Raw genomic sequence first — 15,739 nt, 5'->3', positions numbered from 1 at the left:
ACGCAGGTGACAAACCCTGACGCGGGGCGACGGTCCCTGACGCGACAATGGTCCTGTTACCAGTCACGCAAAAGACAGCCCATGGACGACCCGATTCTTACTATCGAAGAACGAGAAGCGATCAACTCAGGTCGCTGGTTTTCATCTCTTTCACCTTCACTACGTCACGACATCCTGCGATGTGCATACGTCAAACGCTTCAAGGACGGCGGCCTGATAGCCGCCCGCGGGGACCCGCCCGAGGAGTGGATTGCGTGCGCCCGGGGCGCGGTGCGCGTGAGCTCGACTTCCATATCGGGCAAGCAGATCACGCTGACGTACGTGGAGCCCGGCATCTGGTTTGGCGACGTGGCGATCTTCGACGGCGATCGCCGCACGCACGATGCGTACGCCCATGGCGACACCACCATCCTGTGCGTGGCCAAGGCCGACTTCCGCAAGATTCTCGCCGCCCATGTGGAGTTCTACGAAGCCATGCTGCGCCTGCATGCGCGACGCATACGCCAGCTGTACGGCCTGGTGGAAGACCTCAACACGCTGCCCTTGCGCGCACGGCTTGCCAAGCAGCTGATGCACCTCGTGCGCAGCTACGGCATCCCCAGCCTGTCGGATGGCAGCGAGATGCGCATCGGCCTGCAACTGGCACAGGAAGAACTGGCGCAACTGCTGGGCGCATCGCGCCAGCGGGTCAACCAGGAGCTCAAGGCCATGGAGCGCGAGGATGCCATCCGCATCGAGCCGGGCGGCCTGGTGGTGCGCGATCGGGAAGCGCTCATGCGCATTGCCGAGACTGACAACTGAAATACCCCCGTATCCATGAGCAACTTTGACCATTTCGTCGGCACGCGCCCGGTTTCTGAACAGCACGCTTTTGACACCGGCGCACTGACCGCCTGGCTGGAAAAGCACATGGAAGGCTTTGTCGGCCCGCTGAGTGTGGAGATGTTCAAGGGGGGCCAGTCCAACCCCACGTACAAGCTGAACACGCCCACGGCCAGTTACGTCATGCGCTCCAAGCCCGGCCCGGTGGCCAAGCTGCTGCCATCGGCCCATGCCATCGAGCGCGAGTTCGCCGTGATGAGTGGCCTGTACGGCACCGATGTGCCTGTGCCGCGCATGCACGTGCTGTGCGAGGACGAAAGCGTGATCGGCCGCGCGTTCTACGTCATGGAATGCATGCAGGGGCGCGTGCTGTGGGACCAGTCGCTGCCCGGCATGGAGCCTGCCGAGCGCGGTGCCATCTACAACGAGATGAACCGCGTGATCTCGGCACTGCACACCGTGAAGTTTGCCGACCGCGGCCTGGCCGGTTACGGCAAACCGGGCAACTATTTCGACCGCCAGATCGGCCGCTGGAGCAAACAGTACGTAGCGTCCATCACCCAGCCCATCGAGGAGATGGACCGCCTGATGGAATGGCTGCCAGCGAACATGCCCGCCAGCGCCCGGGACGAGAGCCATGTCTCCATAGTGCACGGCGACTACCGGCTGGATAACCTGATGTTCCACCCTACCGAGCCCCGCGTGATCGCCGTGCTGGACTGGGAGCTGTCCACGCTGGGCCATCCACTGGCCGACTTCAGCTACCACTGCATGAGCTGGCACATCCCCGCCTCGCTCGGCCGGGGCATCGCCGGGCTGGATGTCGCCGCGCTGGGCATCCCCGACGAAGACACCTACATCCGCCGCTACTGCGAGCGCACCGGCATTGCCACGCCCGACTCACTGCGTGCCGACTGGAACTTCTACCTGGCCTACAACATGTTCCGCATCGCAGCCATCCTGCAGGGCATTGCCAAGCGGGTAGAGGCCGGCACGGCCTCCAGCGCGCAAGCCAAGGCTTCAGGCGACACGGCACGGCCCATGGCGCAACTGGCCTGGTCGTTTGCGCAGCGCGGCTGAGCCCATCGCAGCACCCCGCCCCACCGATTTTTTGACGGAGACCCCATGGACTTTGACTACTCCCCCAAGACCAAGGAACTGCAGGCCAAACTGCTCCAGTTCATGGACGACCACATCTACCCGGCCGAGCCTGCCTACGCGGCCGAACTGGCGGCCAACACGGCCGCCGGCAAGCGCTGGTCCGCGCTCACCACCATCGAAAAGCTCAAGCCCAAGGCCCAGGCCGCCGGCCTGTGGAACCTGTTCCTGCCGGTCGACAGCGCGGCAGCTTCCGGCTACGAAGGCGCAGGCCTGACCAACCAGGAATACGCGCCCCTGGCCGAAATCATGGGCCGTGTGCCATGGGCCAGCGAGGTGTTCAACTGCTCTGCCCCCGACACGGGCAACATGGAAACCATTGCGCGCTATGGCGATGAAGCCAACAAGGCCCGTTGGCTCAAGCCCCTGCTCGAAGGCAAGATCCGCTCCGCCTTTGCGATGACCGAACCGGCCGTGGCATCCAGCGACGCGACCAATATCGAGACCCGCATCGAGCGCGATGGCGACGAATACGTGATCAATGGCCGCAAGTGGTGGATCTCGGGTGCAGCCGACCCACGCTGCGCAGTGTTCGTCACCATGGGCAAGACCGATCCAGAGGCCGCGCGCCACTCGCAGCAAAGCATGGTGCTGGTGCCCGCCGATGCCAAGGGCATCACCATCATTCGCCCGCTCAACGTGTTTGGCTACGACGATGCGCCCCACGGCCACGTCGAGATGACGTTCGAAAACGTGCGGGTGCCGGTCTCCAACATCCTGCTGGGTGAAGGCCGCGGCTTCGAGATCGCCCAGGGGCGCCTGGGCCCCGGGCGCATCCACCATTGCATGCGCCTCATCGGCCTGGCCGAGCGTGCGCTGGAACTGATGTGCAAGCGCGCATCCTCACGCGTGGCGTTTGGCAAGACGGTGGCCCAGCAGACCGTGACGCAAGAGCGCATTGCCGAGGCCCGCTGCAAGATTGACATGGCCCGCCTGCTCACGCTCAAGGCCGCATGGCTGATGGACATCGCCGGCAACAAGGTGGCCCGCACCGAGATCGCCATGATCAAGGTGGTGGCACCCACCATGGCCTGCGAAGTGATCGACTGGGCCATGCAGGTGCATGGCGGCGGCGGCGTGAGCGACGACTTCCCGTTGGCCTACGCCTACGCCAATGCGCGCACGCTGCGGTTCGCCGACGGCCCGGACGAGGTGCACCGCAACGCCATTGCCAAGTGGGAGCTGGGCAAGTACGGCGCCTATGGCCGCGATGCCAGCGTGCCCGTTACGCGTGGCAGCTGAGACATCCACCAGAACGATAAAAGCGGCCTTCGGGCCGCTTTTTCATGGGCAGGCCAAGTGGTATGCCGATGGGCTCAGTCGACCTTGGCGGGCTGACGCTACGCGGCCTCCGACGACGCACGCGTCTGACCCGGCGCGTCGTTGCCCGGCGGAGGTGCATCGTGCACTGCGCCCTGCCCTGCAGCTCCTTCAACGGATGGCTCAGGTGCCTCGGAAGACATCTGCGCAGGCATGGGCGCGACGTGCTGCATGGCACTCTGCGCCGCCACCAGCAGCGCGTGGGTGGCGTACGCCACCTCGGCCAGCGTGCGCCGGGTGTGCTCCATGCGCAGGTACACCTTGCCACGCACCAGCATCAGCAGCACGGGCGACTGGGCCCGATCCTGATCCACGTCCTCGCTTTCAGCGATATCGAGCAGCTGCGAAACCAGCGGGGCCTGCACCCAGCGTTGCGCCGTTTCCGCGTGCTCGGCCACCACGGCGAAATGCTGCCGGAACGATGCCGGCAGGCCCGGCCAGGACACCTCTTCATACATGGCCAGCCAACGTATTTCCTCGGGCAGATCCGCGTTCACCGTAGTCTGCAGCGTGTCGGTAATGGCTTCATAGGCCAGACCTTCCAGCGATTCGAGCAGCGCCCGATTGAGGACCATCACCGCAGCATCGGTGTCGGCGTCCATGTCGGCACGGCCACGCAGCTCCAGGCCTCGCACATAGCCGCGCGCGGCCGGGCCGCACTCCAGCCTCCAGGGGCGTCCATGCAGGTCTCCGCCCAGGTCAAAGTAGCCGTCGGTGGCCTGCAGCACGATCGCCAACTGCTGCGTAGCCGCCCACCGCGCGACCTCTGCATTGGTCACGCCCCCCATGGATCTGGTGTGACGACGAGCGGAACGAAAAACATTGCGAAGGCGCTGGAACAGCATGGCGGGGCGCAGCGCGACGGCACTGCACAGAGGATGGGTTGTCTGCATTATTGAAGGCAACTGCGCCAGTGGCAAACTGGTGAGCGCTGCAATCCACACCACTGCTCCATGCTGCCCCCCAATCCGCGCCCCCAAACGCCTTGTTTCCATGCCCGCAGGCTGTTTTTGCACGCCGCAGTGCTCGCCCCCGTGGCAAGCCCGCTGCTGGCGCACGGCGCCAGCTGGCCGATCGCTGGCGCCTCGGACGACGCGCAGCGCATCGTGCGATGGGCCAGCGGCACGCGGGACCACCAGGGCCTGCCGTTTGTGGTGGTAGACAAGCCGCGCGCATCCATCCACGTCTTCTCGGCGGGTGCGCAATGGCTGGCCAGCGCACCGGTATTGCTCGGCTCGGCGCGCGGCGACCGCTCCGTGCCCGACATCGGCACTCGTCCGCTGTCACAGATCCGCCCCGAGGAGCGCACGACCCCCGCCGGCCGCTTCGCCACCGAACCCGGACGCAACCTGCGCGGGGATGACATTGTCTGGATCGACTACGAGACCGCGGTATCCCTGCACCGCGTGCGCAGCGTGAGCGCCGCCGAGCGCAGGCAGCAGCGCCTGGCCAGCGCCACCACCGCCGACAGGCGCATCAGCTACGGCTGCATCAACGCACCCGAGGCGTTCTACAACGCGCACATTGCACCGCTGCTGGGTGCGGGCCCGGGCGTCGCGTACGTACTGCCAGACACCGAGCCATTTGCTACATTTTTTATAGCTGCAAGTGCGTATTCTTAAAGCGCTACAGGCCGTTTTTGGACAAAAATTCATGGACGGAGCCACGTAAGACGCATCTCCAGCCTCTGTCCGCATTCGACAGGCCCCCACCCCACCAAGCAGCACTAGGACGTGGGCGAGCCGGCCCCTACTTCGCCGCAGGCGCCAGGGTCAGCTGGTGCACCCACCTTGCAGGCTGGCGCTGCAGCGGCCGGTATCCGGTCTGTGCCCAGGTGTCTGCCATGTCACGGTAGCGCGGCGAAAACACCAGGCCGCTTTGCCCGGTCTGGTAAATGAATGCAGATTGCTCCAGATCGGCCAGGTCGTACACCGCGCGCAGCGAAGCGGCGTGGCGGTTCACAAACGGTCCCTTGGCCTCGCCCGCGTTGTACTGGCCCACGTTGACGGTGTACGAGTCGCCGTGCGAGGGCACGCTCACGTCGAAGTAGCGGGCCAGCGCCGCCACGTTGCTGAACGGGCGGTGGGCGCTGACGGCGGGGTGGGCGGCGCCCCAGCGCCACGCGCCCGGGTCTGCACCATACTCCGCCTGCAGTCGATCGAGGGCGCGGCCCAGTGCAGCACTTGATTGCTCGGCGCAGGTCAATGGCTGGCACCACCATGCGTCGTTGCGCTCCAGAATGCCTTCCAGTGCGGCGCGGTAGTCGCGCTTGCCGTAGGTGGCCGTAAAACGCGCCTCGCCGATGCGCGGCACGATCAGCCCGCGCGTGAGCTCGTCGGCCCAGGCTGCGAACACCAGCGGCGCGGGCTTGGCGGCATCCATCACGCCGTCAAAGTCCTTGAGCTGCGCCTGGACTGCCGCAGCCAGCGGGTGGCTGGACGTGGCCTGTTGCAGCTGCGGCAGCAGCTTGCGCGTGGCCAGCGAGGTGATGTCGCGGTGGATGGCCTGCATGCTCGCTGCGTCGTGCTTGTCGGTCGCTTCGATGAGCTGGGCAATGCGGTCGTAGCGGTAGGGCAGCGCCCAGTCCTGCGTGATGTAGTGCGGGTATCCGGGAGCCGTGACGCGCTGGTTGGCAGTGGCCACCCAGCCTTTGGCTGCACCATCGTCCTGCGGGGTCTGCGCGAGCGGCAGCCAGCCCTTCCAGTCGTAGCGCGCGTCCCAGCCCGGGGACGGCGCCGCACCGCGAATGTCGTTAGCGGCATCGCGTACTGGCACACGGCCCATGGCCTTGAAGCGGATGTTGCCCTGGTCGTCGGCCGCCACCACGCTCTGCATGGGCGAGTGGTAGTGCGACAGAGCCGCGAACAGCTCGTCCACCGTGGTGGCCTGGTTGGTCTGCAGGCCTGCCAGCACCGTCTGGTTGTCGGCATCGAGCGCCGTCCAGCGCAGGGCCAGCACGTATTTGCCGAGGTCCAGCACATCGGCGTGCGATTTCTGGGCATCGCTCAGCACCGGGCCGTGGCGGGTACTGCGCAGCTTGATCTGCACGTCGGCCTCGCCCTTGACGCGAATGGTCTCATTGCGCACTGCAAAGTCCGCCCAGCCATCGGGCGTGCGGTACTGCGCCGGGTTGGCGGGGTTGATCTGCTCCAGGTACAGGTCCTGCACGTCGGGCCCGGTGTTGGTAAAGCCCCAGGCCACGCGGCTGGTGCGGCCCAGCACGACAAAGGGAAGGCCTGGCAGGGTCGCGCCCACGGCGTCAATGGCTGCCACATCGGTGCCGTCTTTGGCCTTGCCTGCAGGGGCCTTGAGCCCGGCAAAGTACCAGATGGCCGGCGCCGAAAGGCCCAGGTGCGGGTCGTTGGCAAGCAGCGGTTTGCCGCTGACGGTGCGGATGCCCGACAGCACCCAGTTGTTGCTGCCCTTGCCGTCGTTGGTGCCCGCGTTGCGGGTGAGCTCATCTGCCCAGGCCAGCATGCCCGCGCTCACCTGTGCCGACAACGGTCCCTGCCCGATTGCCGCTGCAGGCGCTTGCGACACAGCGGCCGCCTGGGCGGTGCCTGCGGGCGCGTTGCGGTACACGCCCAGCTCGCGGTACAGCGTGGCCAGGTCGGCGGTAGCCACCGGGGCCTCGCCGGGGTACGGCGGCATCAGCTGCCACAGGCGACCGGTGTCCAGGGTGCCTGCCACAGACAGGCGGGCGAATTCATTGCCCCAGTTGCCGCCCAGGTCCAGCGCCATCATCAGCGCCCAGCCCACGCTGTCTTCCGGCTCCCACACCTTGCCGGCAGCTCCACCGGGGGTGACGCGCAGGATGTGGAACTCCGGTGGCAGGGCTTGCGGGCGGTCTTTGTGGAAGGCGTTGATACCCTGGCTGTAGGCCTGCAGGGCCTCCCTGGCGTACGCTGGCAAGCCCTCGTATTGGCGCCGCGCCGCGCCGGCGATGTCCAGCGCGCGCATCAGCTTGTCGGTCTCGAGCGTGGCTGGGCCGAACACTTCGGAGAGCTGTCCATGCATCACGCGGCGGTTGAACTCCAGCTGCCAGGTACGCTCTTGAGCGTGTACGTAGCCCATGGCAAACCACACGTCCTGCGGGCTCTGTGCACTGATGTGCGTCACGTCCGAGGCGTCGCGCTGAACCGTCACCGGCGCCTGCAGGCCGCCCACTTCCAGCTTGCCGTCCAGCACAGCAAAGCTGCGCTGCACGTACACCGCTGCTGCTGTGCCCGCCAGCAAGGCGACCACCACCAGCCCCACGGCTGTTCGCTTCATCCACGCCATTGTTCTGATCTCCGTTGAGTCGGTTTTTTGGGGCGATATCGCCTGACTGGATTTTGATGCAAGCCGGGGGTGGCAACTGTCCCGCTTGCGTGCGGCACGGCTGGCGCCGTGCGGGCTGTGCGTCAGCGCAGGTGTACGCTGCTGCCCGCGATGCGGAAGGTCAGAACCGGTGCGCTGGGCTCGCTGAAGGAAACCCCCAGCGCAATCTGCCCACCGCCATGCAGGATGCAGGCGTCACGCCGCAGCCGCACAGGCGACGCGCTGCCCTCAAATTGCACCCATGTGCCGAAGCTGCTCAGGTCTGTCAGCAGGAATCCGCTGTTGCGCCAGTCGATGCGCGCATGCAGACGCGAGACGCGGGGGTCGTTGATGCACAACTGGGCGTGGTTTGCACGGCCCACATGCACCGGGGCATCGGTGGAGGCAAAGGTCATGTCGATGCCGTGCCACGAAAACTGGATCTGACCAAGGATCGAATCCATCGGCGCAAAATTGCTGGCCAGCGCCGCCTGCATCGTGAGTGAATCAAGCGCCTCGTTTTCGCGCCATTCAATTTGGTACAACACCAGCGGATTGGCTTTGCCGCGCAGATCCATCTGGCCCAGGTTGCGGTAGTGCACGTCTGCTGCGGTACCCGCCAGCAGCACCGAGATTTCGGTGGCCCAGATCTCGCCAGGCCCGGCCAGTTCGCAAAGGCGCGCAGCCACGTTGACCGCATCGCCATAGCAGTCGCCGTCCACATCGACGACGTCGCCGCTGGCAATACCCACGCGAATGTTCAGCTGCAGCGGCTGTGGCCAGCGGTCCAGCCGGGCCAGGTGCTCACGCAGCAGATGCGCCATTGCAGCGACGGCGCCCGAAGCATCACCAAACAGGCCGAGCACCCCGTCACCGAGGGTCTTGACCACACGCCCCCCTTGCGACTCCACCGTATCACCCAGCCACTGGGTCATCTTGGTGATCGCCTCGGTGGCGCGTTCGTTGCCCAAGGTTTCGTACAGGGAAGCGCTGCCCGAGATATCGGCAAAGACGACCGTCGACAGCACGGTCATGGGCAACGCAACAAAAGCAACATGATGCAACCAGTTTAGTCCAGCCCGGCAGATCGCGTGCAGGGCAATCTTCAACGAACGTTAGCGATGGCGGAGCGCTTGGTGCTCTGGCTTGTGCGCGGCCAGCCAGCTTTCGGGCTGCAGTCAGCGGGCGGGCACGAGCGCCCATGCAGTCTCGACGTGCACGCCGAAAGGGTGCGCAGGAGTACGGCGCAGGAGGCGAAAACGCCTTGGAGCCGGCGCAGGCAGTGTTGTCTTTGTGCAAAAAGAGGAGCAACACTCTTGCGCAAAGCAAGGCCCGGGCGTACCTTGGCCGACCCTGCACTGCAATGGCGTTACAGCCAACCCCCATGCGCTGGAACAAGCCCAACGTCCGCACTCCCATCGACGACCTGCTCGGCCGCGACAAGCCAGCGTCGACCGCATGGGTACGCCACCAGGGTCTGGAACGGATCCGCCAGGCCATGCTGACCAGCCTGACGGGCGGCACCGGCTGCGAAGTGGCACGCATGAACATCCGCTTGCGCTACGCGGCCGACATTGAAGCGCTGTGGTACCTGCGCAATGATCTTCTCAGCACGCTGACTGCACTGCGCGGTGAATGCACGGCGCGTACCACGCTGGAGCAAGTGACCGCGCTTTTCCAGGGGCAATTGCCCACTACGCTGCGCCCCCCGCTGGAACGCACCCGTCACGCCGCGCCCTGAGCGGGGAACCCTCTGCCGCACCAGCCGTGGCGCGGTACCCGTGGGCGATATACCCGGCCAGTCTGGCAATCAGATCTCAGTGCCCCGGTGAACTAATGCGTATGGCCCCAATAGATCAGCGCATCGCGGTCTTCCACTGAGAGCGACACGGTTGCGCCCACCGGCAGCAGCACCTTGGTGGGCACGTGGCCAAACGGCAGGTTCGTGAGCACCGGAGCCTTGATCTGCGAGCGCAGCCAGTCCACCACCGACTGCAGCTTGTAGCCCTTGTCGTGCGGTGCCAGCTTGAAATGGGTGAACTGACCCAGCACCACGGCCTTTTGCCGTGCCAGCACGCCGGCGTGCAGCAACTGGGTGAGCATGCGTTCGATGCGGTACGGATGCTCGTGCACATCCTCCAGAAACAGCACGCCGCCCTTCACGTCGGGCAGATAGGGCGTGCCCACCAGCGAGGCCAGCACCGACAGGTTGCCGCCCCACAGCGTGGCGCTTTTCACGTACACATCGGGCACCGCGGGCTTGCCGGTGATGGCATGCGGCTTTTCGCGGTGCATGCGCCAGCCCGAGCCTTCGCCGTGGCCGCTGAGCAAGTCATCGAAACAGGCTTCCATGATGTCGTCTGGCTCGCCACCGGCCACGCCAAAATCGGCCCCTAGTGACGGCCCCGCCCACGATGTGGCACCGGTCTGCGCCAGCAGCGCCAGCTGAAAAGCGGTGAAGTCACTCACGCCCACAAAACGGGTGCCCTTTTCGACCGCCTTGGCCACGGCCTTGTAGCGGATACCCCCCAGCAGGCGCGACAGGCCATAACCCCCGCGCGAGATCAGCGCAACGTCGGCACCGCTGGCAGCTGCGCGGTGAATGGCGGCCAGCCGCGTGGCATCGTCGCCCGCAAAGCGGGTGTGCACGGCCAGGGCGTCGGCGTCTACCTCGACCTCATGGCCCAGCGCCTTGAGCCGCGCAATGCCACGGCGAAACGCGGCCTTGTCGCGCACGGCACTGGAGGGCGAGTAAATGTAGATGTGCTTGGGACCGTGGTCGTGGTGGCACTGGGAGGTGTCGTGATCGTGTGGCAAGGCGCTCGGGCGATGGTGGCCCGCTCCGTAAACAGGGTGCGCTGCTGCCAGAAATGGCCCGGCCGGTAAGGCGGGCGCAGGCAGCAGGGGGATGGGTTTCAGTGGCTGAAGTATTCCACAGCGCGGGCTGCGATAGCCTCGCCGTGCTCCTGGACAAAATGCCCCGCAGCAGGCAGCACCACGGGCTCGGGGCAGCCCCGGATGTCCTCCCGCAGGGCCTGCATGGTGGCCAGGCCGAGCACCGGGTCTTGCGCTCCCACCACCATCAGGCTGCGGCCGTGCCACTGGTGGCGCCAGAAATCGCGCGCAGTGCGCGATACCGCTGCGCCGTCGTCGCCCTGCGCTGCAGGCACCCGCTCGGGAAACGCCCGCAGTGCAGCGCGATAGCCGCGGTCCGGGAACGGCGCATCGTATGCAGCGCACTCCGCTTCCGACAGATGCGGGTTGCCCCGCCCGAACAGCCGCCCCACGCCGTACAGCGGCTTGTCGCGGCACATGGCGCGCCACTGCACGAAGCCGGGCGACAGCGGCGCATCACCCGTGGCCAGCAGCGTGTTCATCACCAGCAGGCCTTCAAAACGCTGGGGCATCTCCATAGGGAGCGTAAGCCCCAGGATGCCGCCCCAGTCCTGCACCACCAGCACTGTGCGCTGCAGGTCCAGGCGCTCCACCAGCTCCAGCAACACTTGCCGGTGCCATCCAAAGCGGTGGGTCGCCTCCTTCTTGGGCTTGTCGCTTTTGCCAAAGCCGATCAGGTCAGGCGCCACCACGCGGTCACCGGCGGCAATGAAAGCCGGCAGCATGCGGCGGTACAGATAGCTCCACGCCGGGTTGCCGTGCAGGCACAGCCACGTGCATGGCGCAGTCATCGGATCTGGCGGGCCCTCGTCCAGGTAGTGCATGCGCAGGCCGCCCAGGCTGGGCAGGTCGCTCACATACCGCGGCGCCCAGGGGTAGCCCGGCAGGCCGGCAAAGGCGGCATCGGGTGTGCGCAGCGCGTCGTCGCGCAGCGGGTGGCTGGCCAGCGCCTGCGCGCGCTGTTGCTGACGCCGCTGCCGGAAAAAATCGCTGAGCAGTGCAGAGCACGCATCGGCCAGCACGCCGCCCTGCACCACGGTCTGGTGGTTGATCTGTTCATGCGCAAACAGGTTGAGCACCGATCCGGCAGCGCCCGTCTTGGGCTCGGCCGCGCCAAACACCACCCGCGCCAGCCGCGCGTGCAGCATGGCACCGCTGCACATGGCGCAGGGTTCCAGCGTCACGTACAGCGTGCAGCCGTCCAGCCGGTAGTTGCCCAGCCGCTGCGCCGCTGCCCGCAGGGCCACGATCTCGGCATGGGCGGTCGGGTCGTGGCCGTCTACAGGTGCATTGCGCCCCGTGGCAATGACCTGGCCGCCCTGCACCACCACGGCGCCTACAGGTACCTCGCCCGCACGCGCGGCCGCCTGGGCCTCGGCCAGTGCAAGCTGCATGAAGTGGACATCGGTGTCGATGGTCATTGCTATTTTTTATATAGCTATACAGCCAATCAAATCAAGCGCTATGGGCCGATTTGATTCATTTTTCGCCGTCCGGCATGGGTCGGGCCTGCTGCATGAGCCCCTCCATCTGCTGGCGGACCTGGTCCTGCATCTGCCGGCTCTGCTCGCGCACATTGCCGGCAGGGGCGGAAGCCGGGTCGGCAGTAACGGCCGCGGCGCCGGGCACCGCCACCGCGGGGGCCCGCACAGCCGACAGCTGATGCTTGGCCAGCAGACCCACCACGGCCAGCACCACGACCAACCCCACCAATCCGAATAATCCACGCATGCTTTTTGCTCCTTGCCGCAGCGACAGGGCACGACTGTAAGGGAAGCGCTGTACGCCTGCGCCCAAAGCAAAACGGCCGCACGCGGCGGCCGTTTTGCCGGGTACGCAAGCTCCGGCTTAGTTCAGCGCCACACGGCTGCCATCCTTGAAGGTGTACAGCGTTACGGCGGGCGTGGTGAGCTCGCCCTTGGCAGTGAAGGCGATGTTGGCGGTCACGCCCTTGTAGTCGGCCCTGGCGATGAAGGGCGTGAAGACCTTGGGGTCGACCGAGTTGGCGCGCTTCATCGCATCTGCCAGCACCATGGCGGCGTCATATGCGTACGGGCTGTAGATCTGGAACTGGCCGGGGAACTTGGCGTCGTAGCGCTTCTTCCAGTCAGCCCCGCCCTGCATCTTGTCGACCGATGCGCCACCGGTGGCGCAGGTCACGTTGCGCAGCGCGGGCGTCTTGCCCGACAGCTCGGGCAGCTTTTCGGTGCACAGGGCGTCGCCGCCAAAGAACTTCACGCCGCCCAGGCCCAGCTGCTCCATCTGGCGCAGCATGGGGCCGGCCTGCGCATCCAGACCACCGTAGAACACCGCGTCGGGCTTCTTGCTCTTGAGCGACGTGAGGATGGCCATGAAGTCGGTGGCCTTGTCGTTGGTGAACTCTTCGCCCACCACCTTCAGTCCCTTTTGCAGCGCCGTGGCCTTGAACACCGCGGCCACGCCTTGGCCATACGCAGTGCGGTCATCGATGATGGCCACTGACTTGAGCTTGAGGTGGTCGGCCGCAAACAGCGCCAGCGCAGCGCCCAATGCGTTGTCGTTGGCGATCAGCCGAAACGAGGTCTTGTAGCCGGGCTTGGTCAGGTCGGGGTTGGACGCCGACGCCGTGATGTGTGGCAGGCCGCAGCGGTCGTACACGGTAGAGGCGGGAATCGACGTGCCCGACTGCAGGTGGCCCACCACGCCCGCCACCTTCTGGTCGCACAGCTTTTGTGCCACGGCGGTGGCCTGGCGCGGGTCGCCCGCGTCGTCTTCGGCCGCAATCTCGAACCGAATCTTCCTGCCACCGATCACGAGGCCTTGGGCATTGAGGTCGTCAATGGCCAGGCGCACCCCGTTTTCGGTGTCCTTGCCGATGTGGGCAATGCCGCCCGAGACAGGGCCTGCGTGGGCGATCTTGACGGTCTGCACATCCTGCGCAAACACATGGGTCGCCAGCAGCGAGCAGGCTGCCACGGCAGCAGCGGCAGCGGCCGCAGAACGGGAAATACGAAGCGAGGTCACGAGGCGCACGGGGTTCTCCAGAAAGCGTGTGTAGCCGCCGCAAGCCCATGGGTGGCCGCAGCGAGGCCCGCATCGTAGTCACGCCAGGGGCCTGATTCGGGAAATGCTATGCAAACTTAGCAATTGGCATTTGTCATTACGTTTGCTTATGAAAGAGAACTGCACTGCTGTGCCGCTATTCCTGCAGCCGCGATGCCCGATAGCCTGACCGGCGGGCCGCTGGGATAATCGCGCCCCATGTCCCTCCTGCCCCACCAGCTCGAACTGCTTTCGCCCGCGCGCGACGCAGACATTGGCATTGAAGCCATCAACCACGGCGCTGACGCCGTCTACATCGGCGGCCCGGCCTTTGGCGCCCGCGCCGGAGCGGGCAATGACATCCGCGACATCGAGCGCCTGGTGAAGCACGCGCACCGCTTCAACAGCCGCATCTTCATCACGCTCAACACCATCCTGCGCGACGACGAGCTGGAGGCCGCGCGCCAAATGGCCTGGCAGGTATACGAAGCCGGAGCGGACGCGCTCATCATCCAGGACATGGGCCTGCTCGAAATCGACCTGCCGCCCATCCAGCTGCACGCCAGCACCCAGACCGATATCCGCACGCCCGAAAAAGCCCGCTTTCTGCAGGACTGCGGCCTGTCGCAAATCGTGCTGGCGCGCGAGCTGACGGTGCAGCAGATAGCAGCCGTGCACAAGGCGCTGGGCCCGGTGGATGCACCCGGCCGGGCCAACATCGAGTTCTTCATCCACGGCGCGCTGTGCGTGGCCTACAGCGGCCAGTGCAACATCAGCCATGCGCAGACGGGCCGCAGCGCCAACCGGGGCGATTGCAGCCAGGCCTGCCGCCTGCCCTACCAGGTCACCGACGCGCAGGGCCGCTTCATTGCGCACGACAAGCACGTGCTCTCCATGAAGGACAACAACCAGAGCGACAACCTGCGCGCCCTCATCGAGGCGGGTGTGCGCAGCTTCAAGATCGAAGGCCGCTACAAGGACATGGGCTATGTGAAGAACATCACCGCCCACTACCGCACGCTGCTCGACGAGATCATCGAGGAGCGCGAGGCCCAGGGCCGGCCGCTCTCGCGCTCGGCCAGCGGGCGCACCACGTTCACCTTCACGCCCGACCCGCTACAGAACTTCAACCGCGAGTTCACCGACTATTTCGTGACCGGCCGCAAGGAAGACATCGGCGCCTTCGACACGCCCAAAAACCCTGGCCAGGCCATCGGCTGGGTCACCAAGGTCGGCCCCGACTTTGTCGAGCTGGAGGTGAGCGACCCCGCCACCGTGCTGCACAACGGCGACGGCCTGTGCTACTACGACCTGCACAAGGAGCTGGTGGGCATGGCCATCAACGTGGCCGAGCCCGTTTCGGCCCGCAGCGTCGGCCAGTGGCGCGTGTACCCCAAAGACCCGATGGAGGGCTTCAAGGACCTGCGCAAGGGCACCGAAATCAACCGCAACCGCGACATGGACTGGGTGCGCACGCTGGAGAAAAAATCCAGCGACCGGCGCATCGGCCTGTGGGCACATTTGAGCGAAACGCCTGCTGGCTTCAGCCTGATGCTGACCGACGAGGACGGCAATGTGGGCTGTGCCGAAGTGCAGCAGCCCCACCAGAGCGCCACTGATGCCGCCAAGGCTGAGGCCAGCCTGCGTGAACAGCTCGGCCGTTTTGGTGCGACGGTCTTTGCTGTGCATGACATTGCGCTGCAGCTATCGCAGCCGTGGTTTGTGCCCGCCTCGGTACTCAACGCCCTGCGCCGCGATGCCGTGGCCGACCTGGAAGCGAATCGCGCGCGCAACTTTGCGCGCCTGCCGCACGCCACGCCGGTGGAGCCGCCTGCGCCCTACCCCGAAGACACACTGTCCTTCCTGGGCAATGTGTTCAACCACAAGGCCCATGACTTCTACGTGCGCCACGGCGTGAAGGTGATCGATGCAGCCTACGAGGCGCACGAGGAAGAAGGCGAAGTCAGCCTGATGATCACCAAGCACTGCGTGCGCTTTTCGATGAGTCTGTGCCCCAAACAGGCCAAAGGCGTCACCGGTGTGCAGGGCACGATCAAGGCCGAACCCTTGATGCTGATCAACGGCAAGGAAAAGCTGACCTTGCGCTTTGACTGCAAGCCCTGTGAAATGCATGTGGTGGGCAAGATCAAGCGCCAGGTGCTGAACCAGGCCAAAGACATCCCGCTGACCTTCTACAAGGCCCGGCCGCAAAACGCGCACTGAC

13 protein-coding genes are annotated in these 15,739 nt (G+C 65.8%); 6 read left to right on the top strand and 7 right to left on the bottom strand.

The genetic code is table 11. The features are described 5' to 3' along the window. The first annotated feature begins 81 nt into the window (after positions 1–81). Genes ACTPOI_RS12035 through ACTPOI_RS12025 form a run of 3 tightly spaced genes read left to right on the top strand, consistent with a single transcriptional unit; the run spans position 82 to position 3,222 of the window. Positions 82–801, top strand: a complete 720-nt coding sequence (locus ACTPOI_RS12035) for a Crp/Fnr family transcriptional regulator (RefSeq protein ID WP_440109077.1) — start codon at positions 82–84, stop codon at positions 799–801. Positions 802–816: 15 nt separating this feature from the next. Next, positions 817–1,902 (top strand): phosphotransferase, encoded by a 1,086-nt coding sequence (locus ACTPOI_RS12030; RefSeq protein WP_440109075.1) that lies wholly within the window; start codon positions 817–819, stop codon positions 1,900–1,902. Positions 1,903–1,947: 45 nt separating this feature from the next. After that, positions 1,948–3,222 carry an acyl-CoA dehydrogenase family protein gene (locus ACTPOI_RS12025; protein WP_440109073.1) on the top strand — a complete coding sequence of 425 codons (1,275 nt, stop codon included), beginning with the start codon at positions 1,948–1,950 and terminating at the stop codon, positions 3,220–3,222. Between the two features lie 98 nt (positions 3,223–3,320). Here the strand turns inward: ACTPOI_RS12025 and ACTPOI_RS12020 are convergent, their stop codons facing one another. After that, complete coding sequence (locus ACTPOI_RS12020; RefSeq protein ID WP_440109072.1) at positions 3,321–4,088, bottom strand: hypothetical protein; 768 nt, start codon at positions 4,086–4,088, stop codon at positions 3,321–3,323. A gap of 234 nt (positions 4,089–4,322) precedes the next feature. Here ACTPOI_RS12020 and ACTPOI_RS12015 point away from each other — a divergent pair, with 234 nt between their 5' ends. After that, positions 4,323–4,922, top strand: coding sequence for a hypothetical protein (locus ACTPOI_RS12015; RefSeq protein WP_440109070.1), 600 nt, complete (start codon positions 4,323–4,325; stop codon positions 4,920–4,922). A gap of 127 nt (positions 4,923–5,049) precedes the next feature. Here the strand turns inward: ACTPOI_RS12015 and ACTPOI_RS12010 are convergent, their stop codons facing one another. Both ACTPOI_RS12010 and ACTPOI_RS12005 read right to left on the bottom strand, forming a co-directional pair. Beyond that, positions 5,050–7,581, bottom strand: coding sequence for a penicillin acylase family protein (locus ACTPOI_RS12010; RefSeq protein WP_440109068.1), 2,532 nt, complete (start codon positions 7,579–7,581; stop codon positions 5,050–5,052). Between the two features lie 122 nt (positions 7,582–7,703). After that, a complete protein-coding gene (locus ACTPOI_RS12005; protein WP_440109066.1) occupies positions 7,704–8,633 on the bottom strand; it encodes an adenylate/guanylate cyclase domain-containing protein in 930 nt (309 codons plus the stop codon). A 329-nt stretch (positions 8,634–8,962) separates the two neighbouring features. On the opposite strand from ACTPOI_RS12005, the gene ACTPOI_RS12000 reads away from it, so the two are divergent. Then, entirely contained in the window at positions 8,963–9,340 is a 378-nt protein-coding gene (locus ACTPOI_RS12000) for a hypothetical protein (protein ID WP_440109064.1), read from the top strand. A gap of 92 nt (positions 9,341–9,432) precedes the next feature. On the opposite strand, the gene ACTPOI_RS11995 is transcribed toward ACTPOI_RS12000, so the two are convergent. The 4 genes from ACTPOI_RS11995 to ACTPOI_RS11980 form a co-directional block, all read right to left on the bottom strand. Further along, positions 9,433–10,416, bottom strand: coding sequence for an LD-carboxypeptidase (locus ACTPOI_RS11995; RefSeq protein ID WP_440109062.1), 984 nt, complete (start codon positions 10,414–10,416; stop codon positions 9,433–9,435). 98 nt (positions 10,417–10,514) lie between these two features. After that, positions 10,515–11,915 (bottom strand): tRNA adenosine(34) deaminase TadA, encoded by a 1,401-nt coding sequence (gene tadA / locus ACTPOI_RS11990; protein WP_440109060.1) that lies wholly within the window; start codon positions 11,913–11,915, stop codon positions 10,515–10,517. Positions 11,916–11,973: 58 nt separating this feature from the next. Further along, positions 11,974–12,225 (bottom strand): hypothetical protein, encoded by a 252-nt coding sequence (locus ACTPOI_RS11985; protein WP_440109058.1) that lies wholly within the window; start codon positions 12,223–12,225, stop codon positions 11,974–11,976. 117 nt (positions 12,226–12,342) lie between these two features. Continuing rightward, complete coding sequence (locus tag ACTPOI_RS11980; protein WP_440109471.1) at positions 12,343–13,449, bottom strand: branched-chain amino acid ABC transporter substrate-binding protein; 1,107 nt, start codon at positions 13,447–13,449, stop codon at positions 12,343–12,345. Between the two features lie 285 nt (positions 13,450–13,734). On the opposite strand from ACTPOI_RS11980, the gene ACTPOI_RS11975 reads away from it, so the two are divergent. Next, on the top strand, positions 13,735–15,738 hold the full coding sequence (locus ACTPOI_RS11975) for a peptidase U32 family protein (RefSeq protein ID WP_440109056.1): 2,004 nt from the start codon (positions 13,735–13,737) through the stop codon (positions 15,736–15,738). Position 15,739 lies beyond the last annotated feature (1 nt).

Source organism: Acidovorax sp. BL-A-41-H1 (genome assembly GCF_051942715.1).
The sequence above is the reverse complement of the archived record's forward strand: the minus strand, read 5'-3'. Positions and strand labels throughout refer to the sequence as shown.